The organism is Streptomyces sp. NPDC057854, assembly GCF_042797055.1.
Taxonomy (GTDB): domain Bacteria; phylum Actinomycetota; class Actinomycetes; order Streptomycetales; family Streptomycetaceae; genus Streptomyces.
The window spans coordinates 219377-236456 of record NZ_JBHVMF010000003.1 but is presented as its reverse complement, the minus strand read 5'-3'; the positions used below and the strand labels follow the sequence as shown (position 1 = coordinate 236456).

Here is a 17080-nt window from a genome sequence, read left to right as displayed (position 1 = left end):
GGATCGTACACAGGACCTTCACAACCGGGGTGCGGTTTCCGGGACTCGGTACAGGACTCCGTACAGGACTCAGTACGGGACTCCGTCCGCGACTCAGTACGACTTGGGCAGTCCCAGGGAGTGGGTCGCGACGAAGTTGAGGACCATCTCCCGGCTGACCGGCGCGATCCGGGCCACGCGGGACGCCGGGATCAGCCGGGCGAGGCCGAACTCCTTGGTGAGGCCGTTGCCGCCGAGGGTGTGGACGGCGGTGTCGACGGCCTTCACGCACGCCTCGCCCGCCGCGTACTTCGCCATGTTGGCGGCCTCGCCCGCGCCGAGGTCGTCGCCCGCGTCGTACAGCTTCGCCGCCTTCTGCATCATCAGCCGGGCGAGTTCGAGCTCGACGTGCGCCTGGGCGAGCGGGTGGGCGATGGCCTGGTGGGCGCCGATCGGCGTCTTCCACACCTGCCGCTCCTTCGCGTACGCGACGGCCCGGCCGAGGGCGTAGCGGCCCATGCCGATCGCGAACGCGGCCGTCATGATCCGCTCCGGGTTGAGCCCGGCGAAGAGCTGGAGCAGCCCCGCGTCCTCGTCACCGACCAACGCGTCCGCCGGCAGCCGCACGTCGTCGAGGGTCAGCTCGAACTGCTTCTCATCCGCGTCGAGTTCCATCTCGATCTGGCGGCGCCCGAAACCGGGGGTGTCACGCGGCACGATGAAGAGGCACGCCTTCAGGTTCCCGGTGCGGGCGTCCGACGTGCGGCCGACGATCAGGGTCGCGTCCGCGATGTCGACGCCGGAGACGAACACCTTCCGGCCGTTGAGGACCCAGCCGTCCCCGGTGCGGGTGGCCGTCGTCGTGATCCGGTGCGAGTTGGACCCGGCGTCCGGCTCAGTGATGCCGAACGCCATCGTCCGCGACCCGTCCGCGAGACCCGGCAGCCACGCCGCCTTCTGCTCCTCCGTGCCGAAGCGGGAGATGACCGTCCCGCAGATCGCCGGCGAGACGACCATCATCAGCAGCGGCGCGCCGGCCGCGCCCGCCTCCTCCAGGACGATGGACAGCTCGGCCATGCCGCCGCCCCCGCCGCCGTACTCCTCCGGCAGGTTCACGCCCAGGTAGCCGAGCTTCCCCGCCTCCGCCCACAGCGCCGCCCGGTCGAAGCCGGGGCCGTGGCGGCGGCCCAGCGCGGAGACGGCGGCGCGGAGTTCGGTGTGCTCGGCCGGTTCGATGTCGGTGCTCATACGGTCTGGTCCTCCTGTGCATCGGTCTGTACGACGGCGAGCAGGGCACCGACCTCGACCTGGCGGCCGGGGACGGCGTGGAGCGCGGTGAGCGTGCCGGAGGCGGGAGCGGCGACCTTGTGCTCCATCTTCATCGCCTCCAGCCAGAGCAGCGGCTGCCCGGCGGTCACCCGGTCGCCGGCGGCGAGCCCGTCGGCGACCCGGACGACGGTGCCGGGCATCGGGGCGAGCAGGGAGCCGGGGAGGACCTGCTCGCGCGGGTCGGTGAAGCGGGGGCGGGCCGCGAGCCGGTACGGGCCGGCGTGGACGATCCCGTCCCCGTACGACGCCACCGGGAAGTCCCGCACGACACCGCCCGTTTCCAGGCGTACGCGGTCGGGCGCGGCGCTCACCACCCGGACGCCCTCCGGCGCCGTGACCTCGAAGCCGCCGTCGCGGGTCGGCCGGTAGCGGACCTCGTGGTCCCCGTACGTCCGGGTCTGGTCCGCCGAGCGGACGTTCCGCCAGCCGCCGCCGAACCGGCCGCCGGCCCGGGCCGCGTCGGCGACGGCGGCGGCGACGGCCGCGTGGCCCTCCCCGTCGCGGGGCCGGGCGAGCGCGTCCAGGTGCCGCTCGTAGAAGCCGGTGCCGAGCCGGTCGGCGTCCAGGAAGTCCGGGTGCCGCAGCGAGGCGACGAGCAGGTCGCGGTTGGTGACCGGGCCGTGGATCACGGCCCGTTCCAGCGCGTGGGCGAGCCGGCGGACCGCCTCGGCGCGGGTCGGCGCGTGCGCGACGGCCTTCGCGAGCATGGCGTCGTAGTGCACGGGCACCGTGTCGCCGGAGGCGTAGCCGGTGTCGACGCGCACGCCGGGCACCGCGAAGGCGTGCAGGGCGCCGGTCTGCGGGGCCCAGCCCGCCGCCGGGTCCTCCGCGTACAGCCGGGCCTCCACCGCGTGGCCCCGGGGCGCCGGCGGCTCGGGCGGCAGCGGGGTGCCCTCGGCGACGGCGATCTGGAGGGCGACCAGGTCGACGCCGTACACCTCCTCCGTCACCGGGTGCTCCACCTGGAGGCGGGTGTTCATCTCCAGGAAGTGCGCCCGGCCCCCGGCGACCAGGAACTCCACCGTGCCCGCCCCGACGTACCCGACGGCTTTCGCCGCCTTCACCGACCGCGCGTACAGCTCCTCGACGAGCGCGGGCGGCAGCCCCGGCGCCGGGGCCTCCTCGATCACCTTCTGGTGCCGGCGCTGCAGCGAGCAGTCCCGGGTGCCGAGCGTCCACACCGTGCCGTGCGCGTCGGCGAGGACCTGCACCTCGACGTGCCGGCCGTCCTCCACGTACGGCTCGACGAACACCTCGCCGTCCCCGAAGGCGCTCTCCGCCTCGGCCGCCGCCGCCTTCAGCGCCGCGTCCAGCTCGCCGAGCTCGCGCACCACCCGCATGCCGCGCCCGCCGCCGCCCGCCGCCGCCTTCACCAGCACCGGCAGGTCGGCCCCGGTGACGTCGGTGAGCGGGGCGACGCCCATCAGCTCCTTCGCCCGGGTCTTCGACGCCATCGCCTCGACGGCCTCCGGCGGCGGCCCGATCCACACCAGCCCGGCGGCCGTCACGGCCCGCGCGAAGTCCGCGTTCTCGGAGAGGAAGCCGTAACCGGGGTGGACGGCGTCCGCGCCGGCCGCGAGCGCCGCCGCCACGACGAGGTCGCCCCGCAGGTACGTCTCCGCGGGCGCCGCCCCCGGCAGCCGGACCGCCGCGTCCGCCTCCCGCACGTGCAGGGCGTCCGCGTCGGCGTCGGAGTGCACGGCGACGGTCGCGATGCCCAGCTCGCGGCAGGTGCGGAAGACGCGGCAGGCGATCTCGCCGCGGTTCGCCACAAGGACGGTCCTGATCACGTGAAGCCTCACATTCGGAAGACGCCGAAGCCGCCGCGCGCGCCCTCGACCGGTGCCGTGTGGATCGCGGACAGGCACAGCCCGAGGACCGTGCGCGTGTCGCGGGGGTCGATCACCCCGTCGTCGTAGAGCAGGCCGGACAGGAACACCGGCAGCGACTCGGACTCGATCTGCGCCTCGACGAGCGCCCGCAGCCCCGCGTCCGCCTCCTCGTCGTACGGCTGCCCCTTCGCCGCCGCCGACGCCCGCGCCACGATCGACAGCACCCCGGCGAGCTGCTGCGGCCCCATGACCGCCGACTTGGCGCTCGGCCACGCGAACAGGAACCGGGGGTCGTAGGCCCGGCCGCACATGCCGTAGTGCCCGGCGCCGTAGCTCGCCCCCATGAGGACCGACAGGTGCGGCACCTTCGAGTTCGCCACCGCGTTGATCATCATCGCGCCGTGCTTGATGATGCCGCCCTGCTCGTACTCCCTGCCGACCATGTAGCCGGTGGTGTTGTGCAGGAACAGCAGCGGGATGTCCCGCTGGTTCGCGAGCTGGATGAACTGCGCGGCCTTCTGCGACTCGGCGGAGAACAGCACCCCCTGCGCGTTGGCGAGGATCCCCACCGGATAGCCGTGCAGCCGCGCCCACCCGGTCACCAGCGACGCCCCGTACAGCGGCTTGAACTCGTCGAAGTCCGAGCCGTCCACGAGCCGGGCGATCACCTCGCGCGGGTCGAACGGCGTCTTCAGGTCCCCCGGCACGATCCCGAGCAGCTCCTCCGGGTCGTACTTCGGCGGCTGCGCGAGCGGCGGATCCGGGTGCGCCTTGCGGTGGTTGAGCCGGGCGACGATCCGGCGAGCCTGCCGGATCGCGTCCGCCTCGTCGACGGCGTAGTGGTCGGCGAGCCCCGACACGCGCGCGTGCATCGCCGCGCCGCCCAGCGACTCGTCGTCGCTCTCCTCGCCCGTCGCCATCTTCACCAGCGGCGGCCCGCCGAGGAACACCTTCGACCGCTCCTCGATCATCACCGTGTGATCGGACATGCCGGGCACGTACGCCCCTCCGGCCGTCGAGTTGCCGAAGACGACCGCGACCGTCGGGATGCCGGCGGCGGACAGCCGGGTGAGGTCACGGAAGAGCGCCCCGCCCGGGATGAAGATCTCCTTCTGCGACGGCAGGTCGGCGCCGCCGGACTCGACCAGCGAGATCACCGGGAGCCGGTTGGCGTACGCGATCTCGTTGGCGCGCAGCGCCTTCTTCAGCGTCCACGGGTTGGAGGCGCCGCCGCGCACGGTCGGGTCGTTGGCGGTGATCAGGCACTCGACGCCCTCGACGACGCCGATGCCGGTGACCAGCGACGCGCCCACCGGGTAGGCGCTGCCCCAGGCGGCGAGCGGCGACAGCTCCAGGAACGGCGAGTCCGGGTCGACCAGCAGCTCGATCCGCTCGCGGGCCAGCAGCTTGCCGCGCTTCCGGTGCCGGGCGGTGTACTTCTCGCCGCCGCCGGCGAGCGCCTTGGCGTGCTCGGCGTCGAGCGCGGCGAGCTTCTCCAGCATCGCGGCCCGATGCTCCCGGTAGTCGGTTCCGCCGGTGTCGAGGGCGGAGGCGAGGACGGTCACGGCAGTTCCTCCGGGTCGGGGCGGGCGGTCACGGCGGGTCCTCCGGAAGGTCGGGGCGGGCGGAACGGGGCGGGTGGAACGGCGGCGGGCGGCACGGGGCGGGCGGTCACAGCAGTTCGGCCGGTACGTCGACGTGCCGGGAGCGGAGCCATTCGCCGAGGGCCTTCGCCTGCGGGTCGAACCGGGCCTGCGAGGCGACGCCCTCGCCGAGCAGCCCGGCGACGGTGAAGTTCAGCGCCCGCAGATTCGGCAGCACGTGCCGGGTGACGTCCAACTCAGCTGTCTCCGGCAGCAGTTCGCGGAACATGTCGACGGTCAGCGTGTGCGCGAGCCACCGCCACTCCGCCTCCGTCCGCACCCACACCCCCACGTTCGCGTCGCCGCCCTTGTCGCCGCTGCGGGCGCCCGCGATCCTCCCGAGCGGCGCGCGGACGGTCGCGCCGCGCGGCAGCGGCGGCGTAAGGTCCGGCGCGGGCACGGGCTCCAGGGCGCGGGTCTCCGGCGGCACGGGGACGGGGAGACGGGTCCCGTCGGGCAGCACGGCCGTGTGCGGGACGTCGGCGGCGGGCACGTACGCGGTCTCGAAGACCCCGTAGGGGGCGCCCCTGCCGGGCGGGGCGGTGACGTGGAAGCCCGGGTAGCTCGCCAGGGCCAGCTCGATCGCCGCGCCCGTCACCGTCCGGCCCACCTTCCCCGGGTCCTGGTCGCGGACGACGAGCCGGAGCAGCGCGCTCGCGGTCTCCTCGGTGGCGGCGTCCTCCCGGTCGGTGCGGGCCAGCTCCCAGCGGACCTCGGCCGGCGGGTCGGCGGCGAGCGCGGCGCCGACCTGGGCGCGGACGAGCGCCGCCTTCGCCTCCACGTCGAGGCCGGTCAGGACGAAGACGACCTCGTTGCGGTGGCCGCCGAGCCGGCAGCGGCCCGCCTTCAGCACCGGCGGCGGCGCCTCGCCCCGCACGCCGTCGATCCGCACCCGGTCGGGCCCGTCCTGCGCGAGCCGGACGGTGTCCAGCCGGGCCGTCACGTCGGGCCCGGCGTACCGGGCGCCGGCCGTCTCGTACAGCAGCTGGGCGGTGACGGTGTCGACGTCGACGAAGCCGCCGGTGCCGGGGTGCTTGGTGACGACCGCGGACCCGTCCTCGTACAGCTCGGCGAGCGGGAAGCCGGGCCGGACGAGGTCCCGGCCGGCGTGCTCGCGGAAGAAGGCGTAGTTGCCGCCGGTGGCCTGGGTGCCGCACTCCAGGACGTGCCCGGCGACGACGGCCCCGGCGAGCCGGTCGTACTCCTCCGGGCCCCAGCCGAAGTGCCACTGCGCGGGCCCGGTGACGAGCGCCGCGTCGGTCACCCGGCCGGTGACGACGACGTCCGCGCCGCCCGCGAGACAGGCCGCGATCCCGGCGCCGCCGAGGTAGGCGTTGGCGGTCAGCACGCCCGGCCCGGCCGGCAGCCGGTCGCCCTCGACGTGCGCGACCCGCACCGGAAGGCCCAGCTTCGCGGCCAGCTCCCGCAGGGCGTCGGCGAGCCCGGCCGGGTTGAGCCCGCCGGCGTTGGCGACGATCCGGACCCCGCGCTCGTGGGCGAGCCCCAGCCCGTCCTCCATCTGCCGCAGGAACGTCTTCGCGTATCCGCCGGACGGGTCCTTCAGCAGGTCCCGGCCGAGGATGAGCATGGTCAGCTCGGCGAGGTAGTCCCCGGTGAGAACGTCGAGCGGGCCGCCCGTCAGCATCTCCCGGACCGCGTCGAACCGGTCGCCGTAGAACCCGGACGCGTTCCCGATCCGCAGCGGCCTCACCGCGCACCCCCCTTCGGCGCGCGCCCCCGCGGCGCGCGCCCCGCCCCGACGGGCCCCGCGAACGCCTGGGCGATGCGCAGCCAGTGCTCCGCGTCGGCGCCCTCGGCCCGCAGCCCGGTGTCGTCCCGGTGCACCCGCTGGGTGACCAGCAGGCAGAAGTCCAGCGCGGTCCCGGTGACCCGCTGGGCCGCGTCCTCCGGCCCGTACGCCCACACCTCCCCGTCCGGGGACACGAGCTCCACCCGCACCGGCTCGGCCGGAGGCCGCTGCCCCCGCGCGTAGTAGGCGTAGTCACGGGCCCGGTGCCCGATCCAGGCGACGTGCCGCAGCCGCGCGGTCGGCTTCCGTACGGCCCCGAGGGCGTCGGCCACGTCCTGGCCGTGCGCCCAGGTCTCCATCAGCCGCGCGGTCGCCATCGCCGGCGCGCTCATCGGCGGCCCGTACCAGGGGAACCGCCCGCCCGGCGCCACCCCGAGCAGCGCCTGGCGCAGCCGCTCCCGCCCCTCCCGCCAGCGCGCGAGCAGCACGGCGGGCGGCAGCGCGGCCCCCTCCTCGGCCCCGTCGTCGACGAACCGCTCCGGCGCGACGACCGCCTTCTCCACCTCGGCGGCGAACGCGTCGCCGTCGGTGATCGCGAGCAGCGCGGCCCGGTCGGTCCAGGCGAGGTGCGCGATCTGGTGGGCGACGGTCCAGCGCGGGGCGGGCGTCGGCCGGCCCCATTCCTCGTCGGCCAACTCGGCGACGAGCGCGTCGAGTTCGTCGCCTTCGGCGCGCAGGTCGGCGATGACCGCGCGAACGGCGGCGGGGTCGGACACGGTGCGCTCCCCTCGGGAGGACGGGCCTGAGGAGTCGGAGCATGGCAGCGATCCGCAAAACAATCAAGCGTGCTTGCTTGAAAAAAGTCCCGGCCGGGCCGATGAGTTCCGGCCGCGCGCACCGTCCTAGATCATGAAAGCGACCGCAGCAGCAGAGAGATCCGAGGCACCGACATGCGCACGCTCATCAGCACCGCCTTCGTCTCCCTCGACGGCGTCGTCGAGGCCCCCGGCGGCGAGGAGGGCTACCGGAACTCCGGCTGGACCTTCAAGGACCTCGACTTCCTGCCGGAGGCGTACGAGATCAAGGGCCGCGAGCAGCAGGAGGCGACCGCGATGCTGCTCGGCCGGGTCAGCTACGAGGCGTTCAGCCCGGTGTGGCCGTGCATGGCGGAGTTCGCCGACTACAAGGAGATGCCGAAGTACGTCGTCTCCACCACCCTCACCGACGGCGACCTGGTCCCCGGCTGGGGCCCGACGACGATCCTGCGCTCGGTCGAGGACGTCGCCGCCCTGAAGGAGACCGAGGGCGGACCGGTCATCATGCACGGCAGCGCGTCGCTGAACCGCGCCCTCTCCGACGCCGGCCTGATCGACCGCTACCACCTGCTGGTCTTCCCGGTCCTCCTCGGCGCCGGCAAGCGCCTCTTCAGCACCACGGACAAGGACGCCCAGAAGCTGAAGCTCGTCGAGCACGAGGCGTACGCGAACGGCATCCAGAAGCAGGTCTTCGACGTCGTCCGCTGACGGCGGGTACGGGGTCGTCCGCCCGGCCGCTAGGAGGCGCGGCGGCGCGGCCTCGGGACCAGTTCGCCGCCGCAGTTGGGGCAGGTGCCGGCCATCTCCTCCGTACAGGGCACGCAGAAGGTGCACTCGTACGAGCAGATCCGGGCGGGTCCGTCGGCCGGCAGGGCCGTCGTCTCACAGCGTTCGCAGCGGTCGCGCATCTCCAGGGCCATGCGCCCATGATCGGCGGGCGGGAGCGGCCACCGAAACAGGGAGACGGCCGGAGAACGACAGGATCGGGCCACGGAGGCGCGAACCCGGAGCCGGTGGCCGGAATGCCGCGCGAACCCGGAGCCGGTGGGCTGGACTGCCGGCGCGCACCCGGAGCCGGAGGGCTGGAATGTCCCCGCCCCCATTGACGCCGCACCCGGCCCGCCCCACCCTCGGAAGGATCGGTGGCGGGCGAGGGGGGTCGTCGTGGACTGGTGGGACGCGCTCGGCGTGTGCGCGCTCTTCGCGGGCTTCCTCGCCCCCGGCGCGTTCCGCGGCGCCCGCGCGCGGTGGCGGCTCGGCGGGATGCGGCAGGGACGGCGGGTCGCGGTGCCCTGCCGGTACTGGACCGAGGGCGGCCGGAGCCCGTACCCGCGGAACCCGGTCACCGGGCACCTCCTCAGCGGCAGCCTCGCCTTCCGGTCCCGCTGGCGGCGCACCGTCCCGCTCCCCCACGGCCTCACCGGCCACACCTCGAACGCGGCCCGGGACAGGGAGTGGGGCCTGATGCGGTACTCCGCCCCGGACGGCTCCCAGCACGTCTTCGAGGTGCCGGCGCAGGAGGCCGACGCCCTCGACGACGCCATCGCCGCCGGCCAGGGCGCCGGACTCGACGTGCCCGTCTCCGTCACCCGCGCGGGCGGCCCGCCCGTCTACCGCCCGCTGCTCGCCGCGGTCCTCGCCGGCCTGGTGCTCGGCGCCGCCTCCGCGCTCACCGGACACCCCGGCCTCGTCGTCCTCGCCGTCTTCGGCGCCCTGTACGCGGTCGCGCAGGCGGTCGCCGCCGCCGTGTTCCTGGTCGAGGAGCGGCGCGCCTGGCCGGAGGCGTACGGCAAGCGCCGCCCCGCCGCCCCCTGACCGCCCTACGCGCCCACCGCCGCCTTCTGCGTACGGACCGCGCCGATGCTCGCCCCGATGACGAGCGCGATGGCGAGTGCGTCGGTCACCGACAGCGCCTGGTGCAGGATGAAGAAGCCGGCGCCCGCCGCGATGGCCGGTTCCAGACTCATCAGGACGGCGAAGGTGGGGGCGGGCAGACGGCGCAGGGCGAGGAGTTCGAGGGTGTACGGCAGCACCGATGACAGCAGCGCGATGCCGAGGCCCAGGCCGATCGTCGACGGCACGAGCAGCGCGCCGCCCGCCTCCGCGATGCCGAACGGCAGGCTGAGCACCGCACCGAAGGCCATCGCGAGCGCCAGGCCGTCGGCCTGCGGGAAGCGGCGGCCGGTGCGCGCGCTGAAGACGATGTACGTGGCCCACATGGCGCCCGCCGCGAGCGCGAAGCCCGCGCCGACCGGGTCCAGCCGGTCGAACCCGCCGCCACCGAGCAGGGCGACGCCGCCGAGCGCGAGGCCGGCCCAGAGCAGGTTGACGAGCCGGCGGGAGGCGACGACGGAGAGGATCAGCGGACCGAGCACCTCCAGGGTGACGGCGGCGCCGAGCGGGATCCGGTCGACCGACTGGTAGAAGAGGATGTTCATGCCGGCCATGGCGACGCCGAAGGCGACGACCGTCCCCCAGTCGGCGCGGCTGTAGCCGCGCACCTTGGGCCGGCAGACCAGCAGCAGCACCAGCGCGGCGAGCACGAGCCGCAGCGTGACGACACCGAGCGCCCCGGCCCGGGGCATCAGCAGCACGGCGATGGCCGACCCGAACTGGACGGACAGCCCGCCGGCGACGACGAGCGCGACCGGGCCGAGGCGGGCGGCGCGGGGTGGGGTGGGGGTGGGGGCGGGGCTTGTCGCAGGGCCGCCCGCGGGGGTGGCGAGCGGCGCCGGGCCCGGGGCCGTGCCCGTCGCTCCGGCCGCCGCCACCACCGCGCCCGCGCCTGAAGCCCCCGCCGTCGCCTGACCGTCCACGGCCCCCACTCTCCTCACACCGGAACCACCGGAACCACCGGTAGATGTTCCGTTCAGTCGTTCAGTTCATTCCACTGTACTTTCAGTCCAGAGTAATGCACTCACTGCACCCTGACGACTGAATTCCCCTTCCACGCTACGGAGCCGGAGCACGGCAGCGGAAATGCCGATCACGCTGCGGTTATGCTCCACGGACATGACCGTGAGCATCGAGCTGCGCCACCTCCGCTGCTTCCTCGCCATCGCCGAGGAGCAGAACCTCACCCGCGCCGCCGCCCGCCTCCACCTCACGCAGCCCGCCGTCTCCCGCACCCTCGCCGCCCTCGAACGGCACCTCGGCGCCCGGCTCGTCGACCGCTCCACCCACCACCTCGCCCTCACCGCCGAGGGCCGCGCCTTCCGCGAACGCGCCGCCGCCGCGCTCGCCGCCTTCGGCGCCGCCGTCGACCCCGCGCGCCTGCGCCACCGCCCCCTGCGCCTCGGCCACGCCTGGTCCGCCTACGGCCCGTACACCACCCCACTGCTGCGCCGCTGGCAGCGCGAACACCCCGACACCCCGCTCGAACTCCTCCGCGTCGACGACCGCACCGCCGGCCTCGCCCGCGGACAGGTCGACGCGGCCCTGCTGCGCGGCACGGTCGAAGCCCCCGGCCTCGTCACCGCCGAACTCACCACCGAACCGAGGGTCGCCGCCCTCCCCGCCGACAGCCCCCTCGCGGACCGCCCCGGCGACCTCACGCTGCTCGACCTGGCGGAGGAGACGATCGTCCTCAACACCGTCTCCGGCACGACCACCCTCACCCTGTGGCCCCTGCCCGCCCGCCCCACCCGCACCCTCACGGTCGCCAACACCGACGACTGGCTCACCGCCATCGCCGCCGCCCGGGGCGTCGGCGTCTCCTCCGCCTCCACGGCCGCCCTCCACCCCCACCCCGGCGTCACCTACCGGGCCCTCCCCGACGCACCCCCGCTGCCGGTGGTCCTCGCCTGGCGCGACGCCTTCCCGCACCCGGCGACGGAGGCCCTGGTGCGCATGGCCCGCGCGATCGTCGACGAGGGGTGAGGGCCGCCGGAGTTCTGGCGCTGAGCGCCTTGCCGAGGGCGACCGGAGCGCCGGCGGTCACCCGGGCCCGGGCTCCCACTCCTCGCGGAGGATCCCGTACGTGACGGAGTCCCGCCACGCGCCCCGTACGAAGACGTGCCCCCGGATCCGCCCCTCCTCCGTGAACCCGGCGGCCAGCAGCGTCCGGGCGGAGGCCAGGTTCAGCGGGGCCCGCGCCGCCCACACCCGGTGCAGGTCCAGCACCCCGAAGGCCAGGCCGAGCAGGAGCCCGACGGTCTCCCGCCCGTACCCCACGCCCCACGACTCCCGCCGCAGCGCGAACCCCACCGTCGCCGCGCGCTGCTGGTGCGGATCCAGCGCCAGCCGCGTGAACCCCACGAGCGCGCCCGAGCCGCGCTCGACCACCGCCAGCGCGTACTCCTCCCGGGGCACGGCCCGCGCCGACGCGACCGCCCGCCCCACGATCCCCCGCACCTCGTCCACCGACCGGGGCTCGAAACTCAGGTGCTCGGTCACGGCCGCGGAACCGTAGATCGCGTGCACGGCGGGTACGTCGTCGACAACCGGCTCACGCAGGGCGAGACGGGAGGTACGGGGCAAGGGCGACAGCTCCATCCGCCGGACCTACCCGCCCGCACGCCCCGTCAGGCATCCCCTCCGCGGCGAACGCCTACAGCGGCAGGGCGCCCACCGGAAGGGCCCTGCCGACCGGCACCCCTAGCTGATCGTTTCTTCGGCGGTGCCTGCTCGTTGGGCGGGAGGAGGCCGCTGACCGCGGCCGGCCCTGACGAAGGAGAGACCGCAGCCGGTCGCCGACCGGGCGCTCAGGGGTGCGGGGGGTGGGCCGGGTTCGTGGGTGCGGGTGCGGCCGCCCTCTTTCCGAGAGTGGCGCCTTCCGGTGCCGCGTCAAGGGCGCCTCCGGCGTCGCTGCGCGATGGCCTCCGGCCACCCTTGACCCGGCACCTCCAGACGCCGGACGACTCTCGGAGGGCGGCCGGGGGCGGGGCCACCGGAACGGCCGGGTATCGCTCCGGTGGTGGGGCGGGGTGCGGGCCGGTGGGTGGGGGGTTCGGGTATCGCTCCGGTGGTTTGTCGGATGCTGGCCGGCGGGTGGGGGGTTCGGGTATCGCTTCGGCCGGTTCTTCGGGCGGGTGTGAGTGGGTGGGGGCTCGGTTTGTGGCGTGCGCCGGTGGGGCCGTTGGGGTGGGGTCGGGGTGCGCGGGAGTGGAATGGGGTGGACCGTGACGGCTCGGCGGGTGACGGCCGTCGGGGGTTGGGCTTCAGGCCCCGCTGGGCACTGTTCGTGGTGGTTTCCTGCGCGGAGTGGCGGGCCGGGAGGTGAAATGCCGGGTTTATGGGCAGTTTGGGGTGCGGGGTGGCCGCTTCGCGCGAGTTACGTGCATTGCGCGGAGGGTGGAGGGTGAGCGGGCGCCGGGTTGTCTGCGAACAGGGCACGCACGGACGGCAGATGGGCGGATTTTATGTCCTGGGGAGATCCGCAGCGTCCTGTTATCGTGCGCCGATGTCAAAGATCAAACAGATCCAAGTGACCTTCGACTGCGCGGAGCCCGCGCGTCTCGCCGCCTTCTGGTGCGAGGTGCTGGGGTACGTCATACCGCCGGTCCCGGACGGCTATGCCACGTGGGAGGAGTACCACCGCACGCTGCCGCCCGAGGACGAGATCTACTTCGGGTGCACCGATCCCTCGGGTGCGGGCCCGCGTCTGCTCTTCCAGCGGGTACCCGAAGGCAAGGTCGTCAAGAACCGGGTTCATCTCGACGTCCGGGCCGGCGCCGGGCTCGTCGGTGACGAGCGCCTTGCCACGCTCGAGGCCGAATGCGCGCGGCTGGTGGCGCTCGGCGGGAAGCACGTGCTGACGCAGCGCGCCGACGGCGTCAACGAGTCGTGCATCACGATGCAGGACATCGAGGGCAACGAGTTCTGCCTCACCTGAGATCAGCCCAACCACTCCTCGTACCACGTACGGAAGTCGGGGGCCGTCGGCACGAACCCCGCCCAGTCCGTGTCCAGTTGCCAGACCTCTCCGACATGAGGGCCGTTCAGGACGAGGCGGGCGTACATGCCGCAGCCGAGTTCGGTCAGCATGAGCGTGCCAGGAGTGAGGCCGTCCGCCCGCCCGCCGATCGGGCCGGGTACCGGCGCGGTCGGGGCGGGGGCGGCGAGCCTGCCCGGGAGGCGGTCCTCCCGCCACTCGTCGTCGACGGCCCAGTCGTCGTCCGGGCGGGCGGCCGTCAACGGCATCAGGCCGTGGGCGGGCCCGGCGGGGCCGTCGCCGACCTCCACGACGAAGGACCGGTACGCCTCCGGCAGGCGAATGCCGTGGGTCGCCTCGAAGGCCCGGATCTCCCGTACCGGCAGCGGTGGCCGCAGCGCGTACCGATGCGTACGCGCCCCGAACCGCTCCAGCCCGGGGTCCCCGAGAGCCAACTCCCCCACCCGCGCACGAACCGCCCGAGCCTCCCATCCACCCATACCAGGACGGTAACTCGCGCGAAGCGGCCACCCCGCACCCCAAACTGCCCACAAACCCGGCATTTCACCTCCCGGCCCGCCACTCCGCGCAGGAAACCACCGCGAACAGTGCCCAGCGGGGCCTGAAGCCCGACCCCCCGACGGCCGTCACCCGCCGAGCCGTCACGGTCCACCCCATTCCACTCCCGCGCACCCTGGCCAACCCGCACGGCCCCACTCACGCACGCCACAAACCGAGCCCCCACCCACCGGCCAGCATCCGACAAACCACCGGAGCGATACCCGGCCGTTCCGGTGGCCCCGCCCCCGGCCGCCCTCCGAGAGTCGTCCGGCGTCTGGAGGTGCCGGGTCAAGGGTGGCCGGAGGCCATCGCGCAGCGACGCCGGAGGCGCCCTTGACGCGGCACCGGAAGGCGCCACTCTCGGAAAGAGGGCGGCCGCACCCGCACCCACGAACCCGGCCCACCCCACGCACCCCTCCGCGCCTTACCGGCCCTCCGTCTCCAGGCCCTCCGCCAGGACCTCCGCCAGGTGGCGGGGCCTGCGGTCCGTCAGGTGGGTGATCTGGGTGCGGCAGGAGAAGCCGTCGGCCAGGACCTCCGCTTCCGGCGCTGCCTCGCGCAGGGCCGGGAGCAGCTGGTCCTCCGCGCAGGCGCGGGAGACCTCCTCGTGGCCGGGTTCGAAGCCGAAGTTGCCCGCCAGTCCGCAGCAGCCGCCCGCCAGCGCACCCGTCAGGCCGGCGCGTTCCCGCAGGCGGCGGTCCGCCGCGTCGCCCAGGACGGCGTGCTGGTGGCAGTGGGTCTGGCCGGCGACCGGGCGGTCGACGCGGGGCGGGGTCCAGTCGGGGGCCAGCTCCTCCAGGGCCTCCGCGAAGGTGCGGACCCGCGCCGCCAGGCGCGCGGCCCTCGGGTCGTCCGGGAGGAGTTCCGGGAGGTCCGTGCGGAGGGCCGCCGCGCAGGACGGCTCCAGGACGACCACCGGGAGCGACGGCGAGCCGCCCGACTCCCCGCCTCCCCCACTCCCCACGCCCCCCGCCTCCCCGCCCTCCATCACGTCCAGCGTCCGCCGCATCACCCGGCGCGCCGCCCCCAGGCGGCCCGTCGACACGTACGTGAGGCCGCAGCAGACGCGGCCCTCCGGCAGTGTCACGCCCAGGCCGGCCGCCTCCAGGACCCGCAGCGCGGCCCGGCCGACCTGGGGGGCCAGGTGGTCGGTGAAGGTGTCGGGCCACAGGACGAGGGCCGGCGGGCGGGCGGAGGCGCGCTCGGCGTACCAGCGCGTGAAGGTGCGGTCGGCGACCTTCGGGAGCGGGCGCTCCGGGGTCACGCCGGCCAGCCCGGCGGCGTACGGCAGCCGGGTCAGCGCGTTGAGGCCGCGCCCGAACACGTCCAGCCAGCGCGGCAGTCCGCCCATCGTCCAGTGGGCGCGCGGCCGGCGCAGCGGGCCGGTGGCGCCGGAGTAGTGGCGGTCCAGGAACTCCGCCTTGTACGCGGCCATGTCGACGCCGACCGGGCAGTCGCTGCGGCAGCCCTTGCAGGACAGGCACAGGTCCAGCGCCTCGCGGACCTCCCGGGACCGCCAGCCGTCGGTGACGACGTCGCCGAGGGCCATCTCGTGGAGGAGGCGGGCGCGTCCGCGCGTGGAGTGCCGTTCCTCGCCGGTCGCGCGGAAGGACGGGCACATGACGGCGTCGCCCTGGCTGGGCCCGGCGACGCGGCACTTGGCGACGCCGACGCAGCGGGCGGCCTCCCGACCGAGCCGGAGCAGGGGCAGTTCGACCGGCGGCGGTCCCGCGTCCGACCGCCCCGTCAGGCCCGCGAAGCGGAGCCCCGTGTCGAGCGGTTCCGGCCGGACCAGCATGCCCGGGTTGAGGCCGCCGTCCGGGTCCCAGACGTCCTTCACGGCGGCGAACAGGGCGACCAGGTCGTCCCCGTACATGCGGGGCAGCAGTTCCGCGCGGGCCTTGCCGTCGCCGTGTTCGCCGGAGAGGGAGCCGCCGTGCGCGACGACGAGAGCGGCGACGGACTCGGAGAAGCGGCGGAAGGTGCGGACGCCCTCCGGGGTCCAGAGGTCGAAGTCGATGCGGACGTGCACGCAGCCGTCGCCGAAGTGCCCGTAGGGGGTGCCCCGGAGGCCGTGTTCGGCGAGCAGGGCGCGGAAGTCGCGGAGGTAGGCGCCGAGCCGGGCGGGCGGGACGGCGCAGTCCTCCCAGCCGGGCCAGGCGTCCTCGCCGCCGGGCATGCGGGTCGCGGTTCCGGCGGCGTCCTCGCGGATCCGCCAGAGGGCCCTCTGGCCGGCCGGGTCGCGGACGACGGCCGCGTCGAGGGCGTCGGCGGCGCGGACCAGGCGGGCGGCGGCGCCGGTGCCGTCGACCTCGCAGAACAGCCAGGCCCCGCCCCGGGGCAGTCCGGCGCCTCCGCCGGGGACGAGGTCGGCGGCCATGCCCTCGACGGTCAGCGGTCCGAGCGGCAGCAGGCCGGCCGCCGCGTCGGCCGCCGCCGTCTCGTCGGCGTATCCGAGGACGACGAGGACGGGTTCGGCGGGGAGCGGGACGAGGCGGACGGTCGCCTCCGTGACCACGCCGAGGGTGCCTTCGCTGCCGACGAAGGAGCGGACGACGTCCGTGCCCTTCTCCGGGAGCAGCGCGTCCAGTGCGTAGCCGGAGATCCGGCGGGGCAGGCCGGGCGGGTAGCCGGTCCGCAGCAGTTCCAGCCGCCGGCCCACGAGATCGAGGAGACCGGCGGGTGCGCCCTGCCCGTCCCTCCCCAGCGTCAACCTCTCGCCCCAGTAGGTCACCACATCGAGGGAGCGCACGTTGTCCGCCGTGGTGCCCCAGGCGACCGAGTGCGCCCCGCAGGCGTTGTTGCCGATCATGCCGCCGAGGGTGCAGCGGCTGTGGGTGGAGGGGTCGGGGCCGAAGGTGAGGCCGTACGGGCGGGCCGCCTCCCGCAGCCGGCCGAGGACGAGGCCGGGGCGGACGACGGCGGTGCGGGCCCCGGGGTCGAGGGAGACGAGGCCGTCCATGTGGCGTGTGAGGTCGAGCACGACGCCGGTGCCGGTGGCCTGGCCGCCGATGGAGGTGCCGGCGCCGCGCGGGACGACGGGGACGCCGTGGGTACGGCAGACCTCCAGGGCGGCGGCGACGTCGTCGGCGTCGCGGGGCGCGACCGTACCGGCGGGCACGCGGCGGTAGTTGGAGGCGTCCATGCTGGTGAGCGCCCGTGCGGCGGGGGTGAAGTCGACGTCCCCGGCGAGCGCGGACCTCAGGTCGGCGGCCAGTGCTGCGTGTGTGCCCTCGTGTGTTCCCACGACGCAAGGATGTCTCGTCCGTCGTCTCATCCGGCGGACATCGGGCGCTTCG

14 protein-coding genes are annotated in these 17080 nt (G+C 74.9%); 4 read left to right on the top strand and 10 right to left on the bottom strand.

Features of this window, described 5'->3' with window-relative positions; all coding sequences use genetic code 11:
• Positions 1–93 precede the first annotated feature (93 nt).
• From ACFVQZ_RS07325 to ACFVQZ_RS07305, 5 genes are all read right to left on the bottom strand, one after another.
• Entirely contained in the window at positions 94–1227 is a 1134-nt protein-coding gene (locus ACFVQZ_RS07325) for an acyl-CoA dehydrogenase family protein (RefSeq protein ID WP_383620323.1), read from the bottom strand.
• Positions 1224–3098, bottom strand: coding sequence for an acetyl/propionyl/methylcrotonyl-CoA carboxylase subunit alpha (locus ACFVQZ_RS07320; RefSeq protein ID WP_383620321.1), 1875 nt, complete (start codon positions 3096–3098; stop codon positions 1224–1226). The genes ACFVQZ_RS07325 and ACFVQZ_RS07320 overlap by 4 nt, the downstream gene beginning before the upstream one ends.
• 8 nt (positions 3099–3106) lie before the next feature.
• Positions 3107–4705: an acyl-CoA carboxylase subunit beta gene (locus tag ACFVQZ_RS07315; protein WP_383620319.1), complete on the bottom strand. Its 1599-nt coding sequence runs from the start codon at positions 4703–4705 to the stop codon at positions 3107–3109.
• 106 nt (positions 4706–4811) lie between these two features.
• Positions 4812–6494 (bottom strand): acyclic terpene utilization AtuA family protein, encoded by a 1683-nt coding sequence (locus ACFVQZ_RS07310; protein ID WP_383620317.1) that lies wholly within the window; start codon positions 6492–6494, stop codon positions 4812–4814.
• A complete protein-coding gene (locus ACFVQZ_RS07305) occupies positions 6491–7309 on the bottom strand; it encodes a TIGR03084 family metal-binding protein (protein ID WP_383620315.1) in 819 nt (272 codons plus the stop codon). The genes ACFVQZ_RS07310 and ACFVQZ_RS07305 overlap by 4 nt, the downstream gene beginning before the upstream one ends.
• Before the next feature lie 174 nt (positions 7310–7483).
• Between ACFVQZ_RS07305 and ACFVQZ_RS07300 the strand changes: the two genes are divergently transcribed.
• Positions 7484–8056 carry a dihydrofolate reductase family protein gene (locus ACFVQZ_RS07300; protein ID WP_383620313.1) on the top strand — a complete coding sequence of 191 codons (573 nt, stop codon included), beginning with the start codon at positions 7484–7486 and terminating at the stop codon, positions 8054–8056.
• 29 nt (positions 8057–8085) lie between these two features.
• Here the strand turns inward: ACFVQZ_RS07300 and ACFVQZ_RS07295 are convergent, their stop codons facing one another.
• Positions 8086–8268, bottom strand: coding sequence for a DUF1272 domain-containing protein (locus tag ACFVQZ_RS07295; protein WP_030494911.1), 183 nt, complete (start codon positions 8266–8268; stop codon positions 8086–8088).
• 244 nt (positions 8269–8512) lie between these two features.
• On the opposite strand from ACFVQZ_RS07295, the gene ACFVQZ_RS07290 reads away from it, so the two are divergent.
• Entirely contained in the window at positions 8513–9163 is a 651-nt protein-coding gene (locus tag ACFVQZ_RS07290) for a hypothetical protein (RefSeq protein WP_383620311.1), read from the top strand.
• Positions 9164–9168: 5 nt separating this feature from the next.
• Here the strand turns inward: ACFVQZ_RS07290 and ACFVQZ_RS07285 are convergent, their stop codons facing one another.
• Positions 9169–10164, bottom strand: coding sequence for a DMT family transporter (locus tag ACFVQZ_RS07285; protein WP_383620309.1), 996 nt, complete (start codon positions 10162–10164; stop codon positions 9169–9171).
• Between the two features lie 163 nt (positions 10165–10327).
• On the opposite strand from ACFVQZ_RS07285, the gene ACFVQZ_RS07280 reads away from it, so the two are divergent.
• Positions 10328–11227, top strand: a complete 900-nt coding sequence (locus ACFVQZ_RS07280) for a LysR family transcriptional regulator (protein ID WP_383620308.1) — start codon at positions 10328–10330, stop codon at positions 11225–11227.
• Between the two features lie 57 nt (positions 11228–11284).
• On the opposite strand, the gene ACFVQZ_RS07275 is transcribed toward ACFVQZ_RS07280, so the two are convergent.
• A complete protein-coding gene (locus tag ACFVQZ_RS07275; protein ID WP_383620306.1) occupies positions 11285–11842 on the bottom strand; it encodes a GNAT family N-acetyltransferase in 558 nt (185 codons plus the stop codon).
• Positions 11843–12749: 907 nt separating this feature from the next.
• Between ACFVQZ_RS07275 and ACFVQZ_RS07270 the strand changes: the two genes are divergently transcribed.
• Positions 12750–13181, top strand: a complete 432-nt coding sequence (locus ACFVQZ_RS07270) for a VOC family protein (protein WP_030497989.1) — start codon at positions 12750–12752, stop codon at positions 13179–13181.
• A gap of 2 nt (positions 13182–13183) precedes the next feature.
• On the opposite strand, the gene ACFVQZ_RS07265 is transcribed toward ACFVQZ_RS07270, so the two are convergent.
• Together ACFVQZ_RS07265 and ACFVQZ_RS07260 are read right to left on the bottom strand one after the other, a co-directional pair.
• The gene (locus ACFVQZ_RS07265; RefSeq protein WP_321193448.1) at positions 13184–13675 is read right to left on the bottom strand and encodes an SMI1/KNR4 family protein; all 492 of its coding nucleotides are present in this window, start codon (positions 13673–13675) and stop codon (positions 13184–13186) included.
• Positions 13676–14205: 530 nt separating this feature from the next.
• Positions 14206–17058, bottom strand: coding sequence for an FAD-binding and (Fe-S)-binding domain-containing protein (locus ACFVQZ_RS07260; protein WP_383620304.1), 2853 nt, complete (start codon positions 17056–17058; stop codon positions 14206–14208).
• Between the last annotated feature and the right edge of the window lie 22 nt (positions 17059–17080).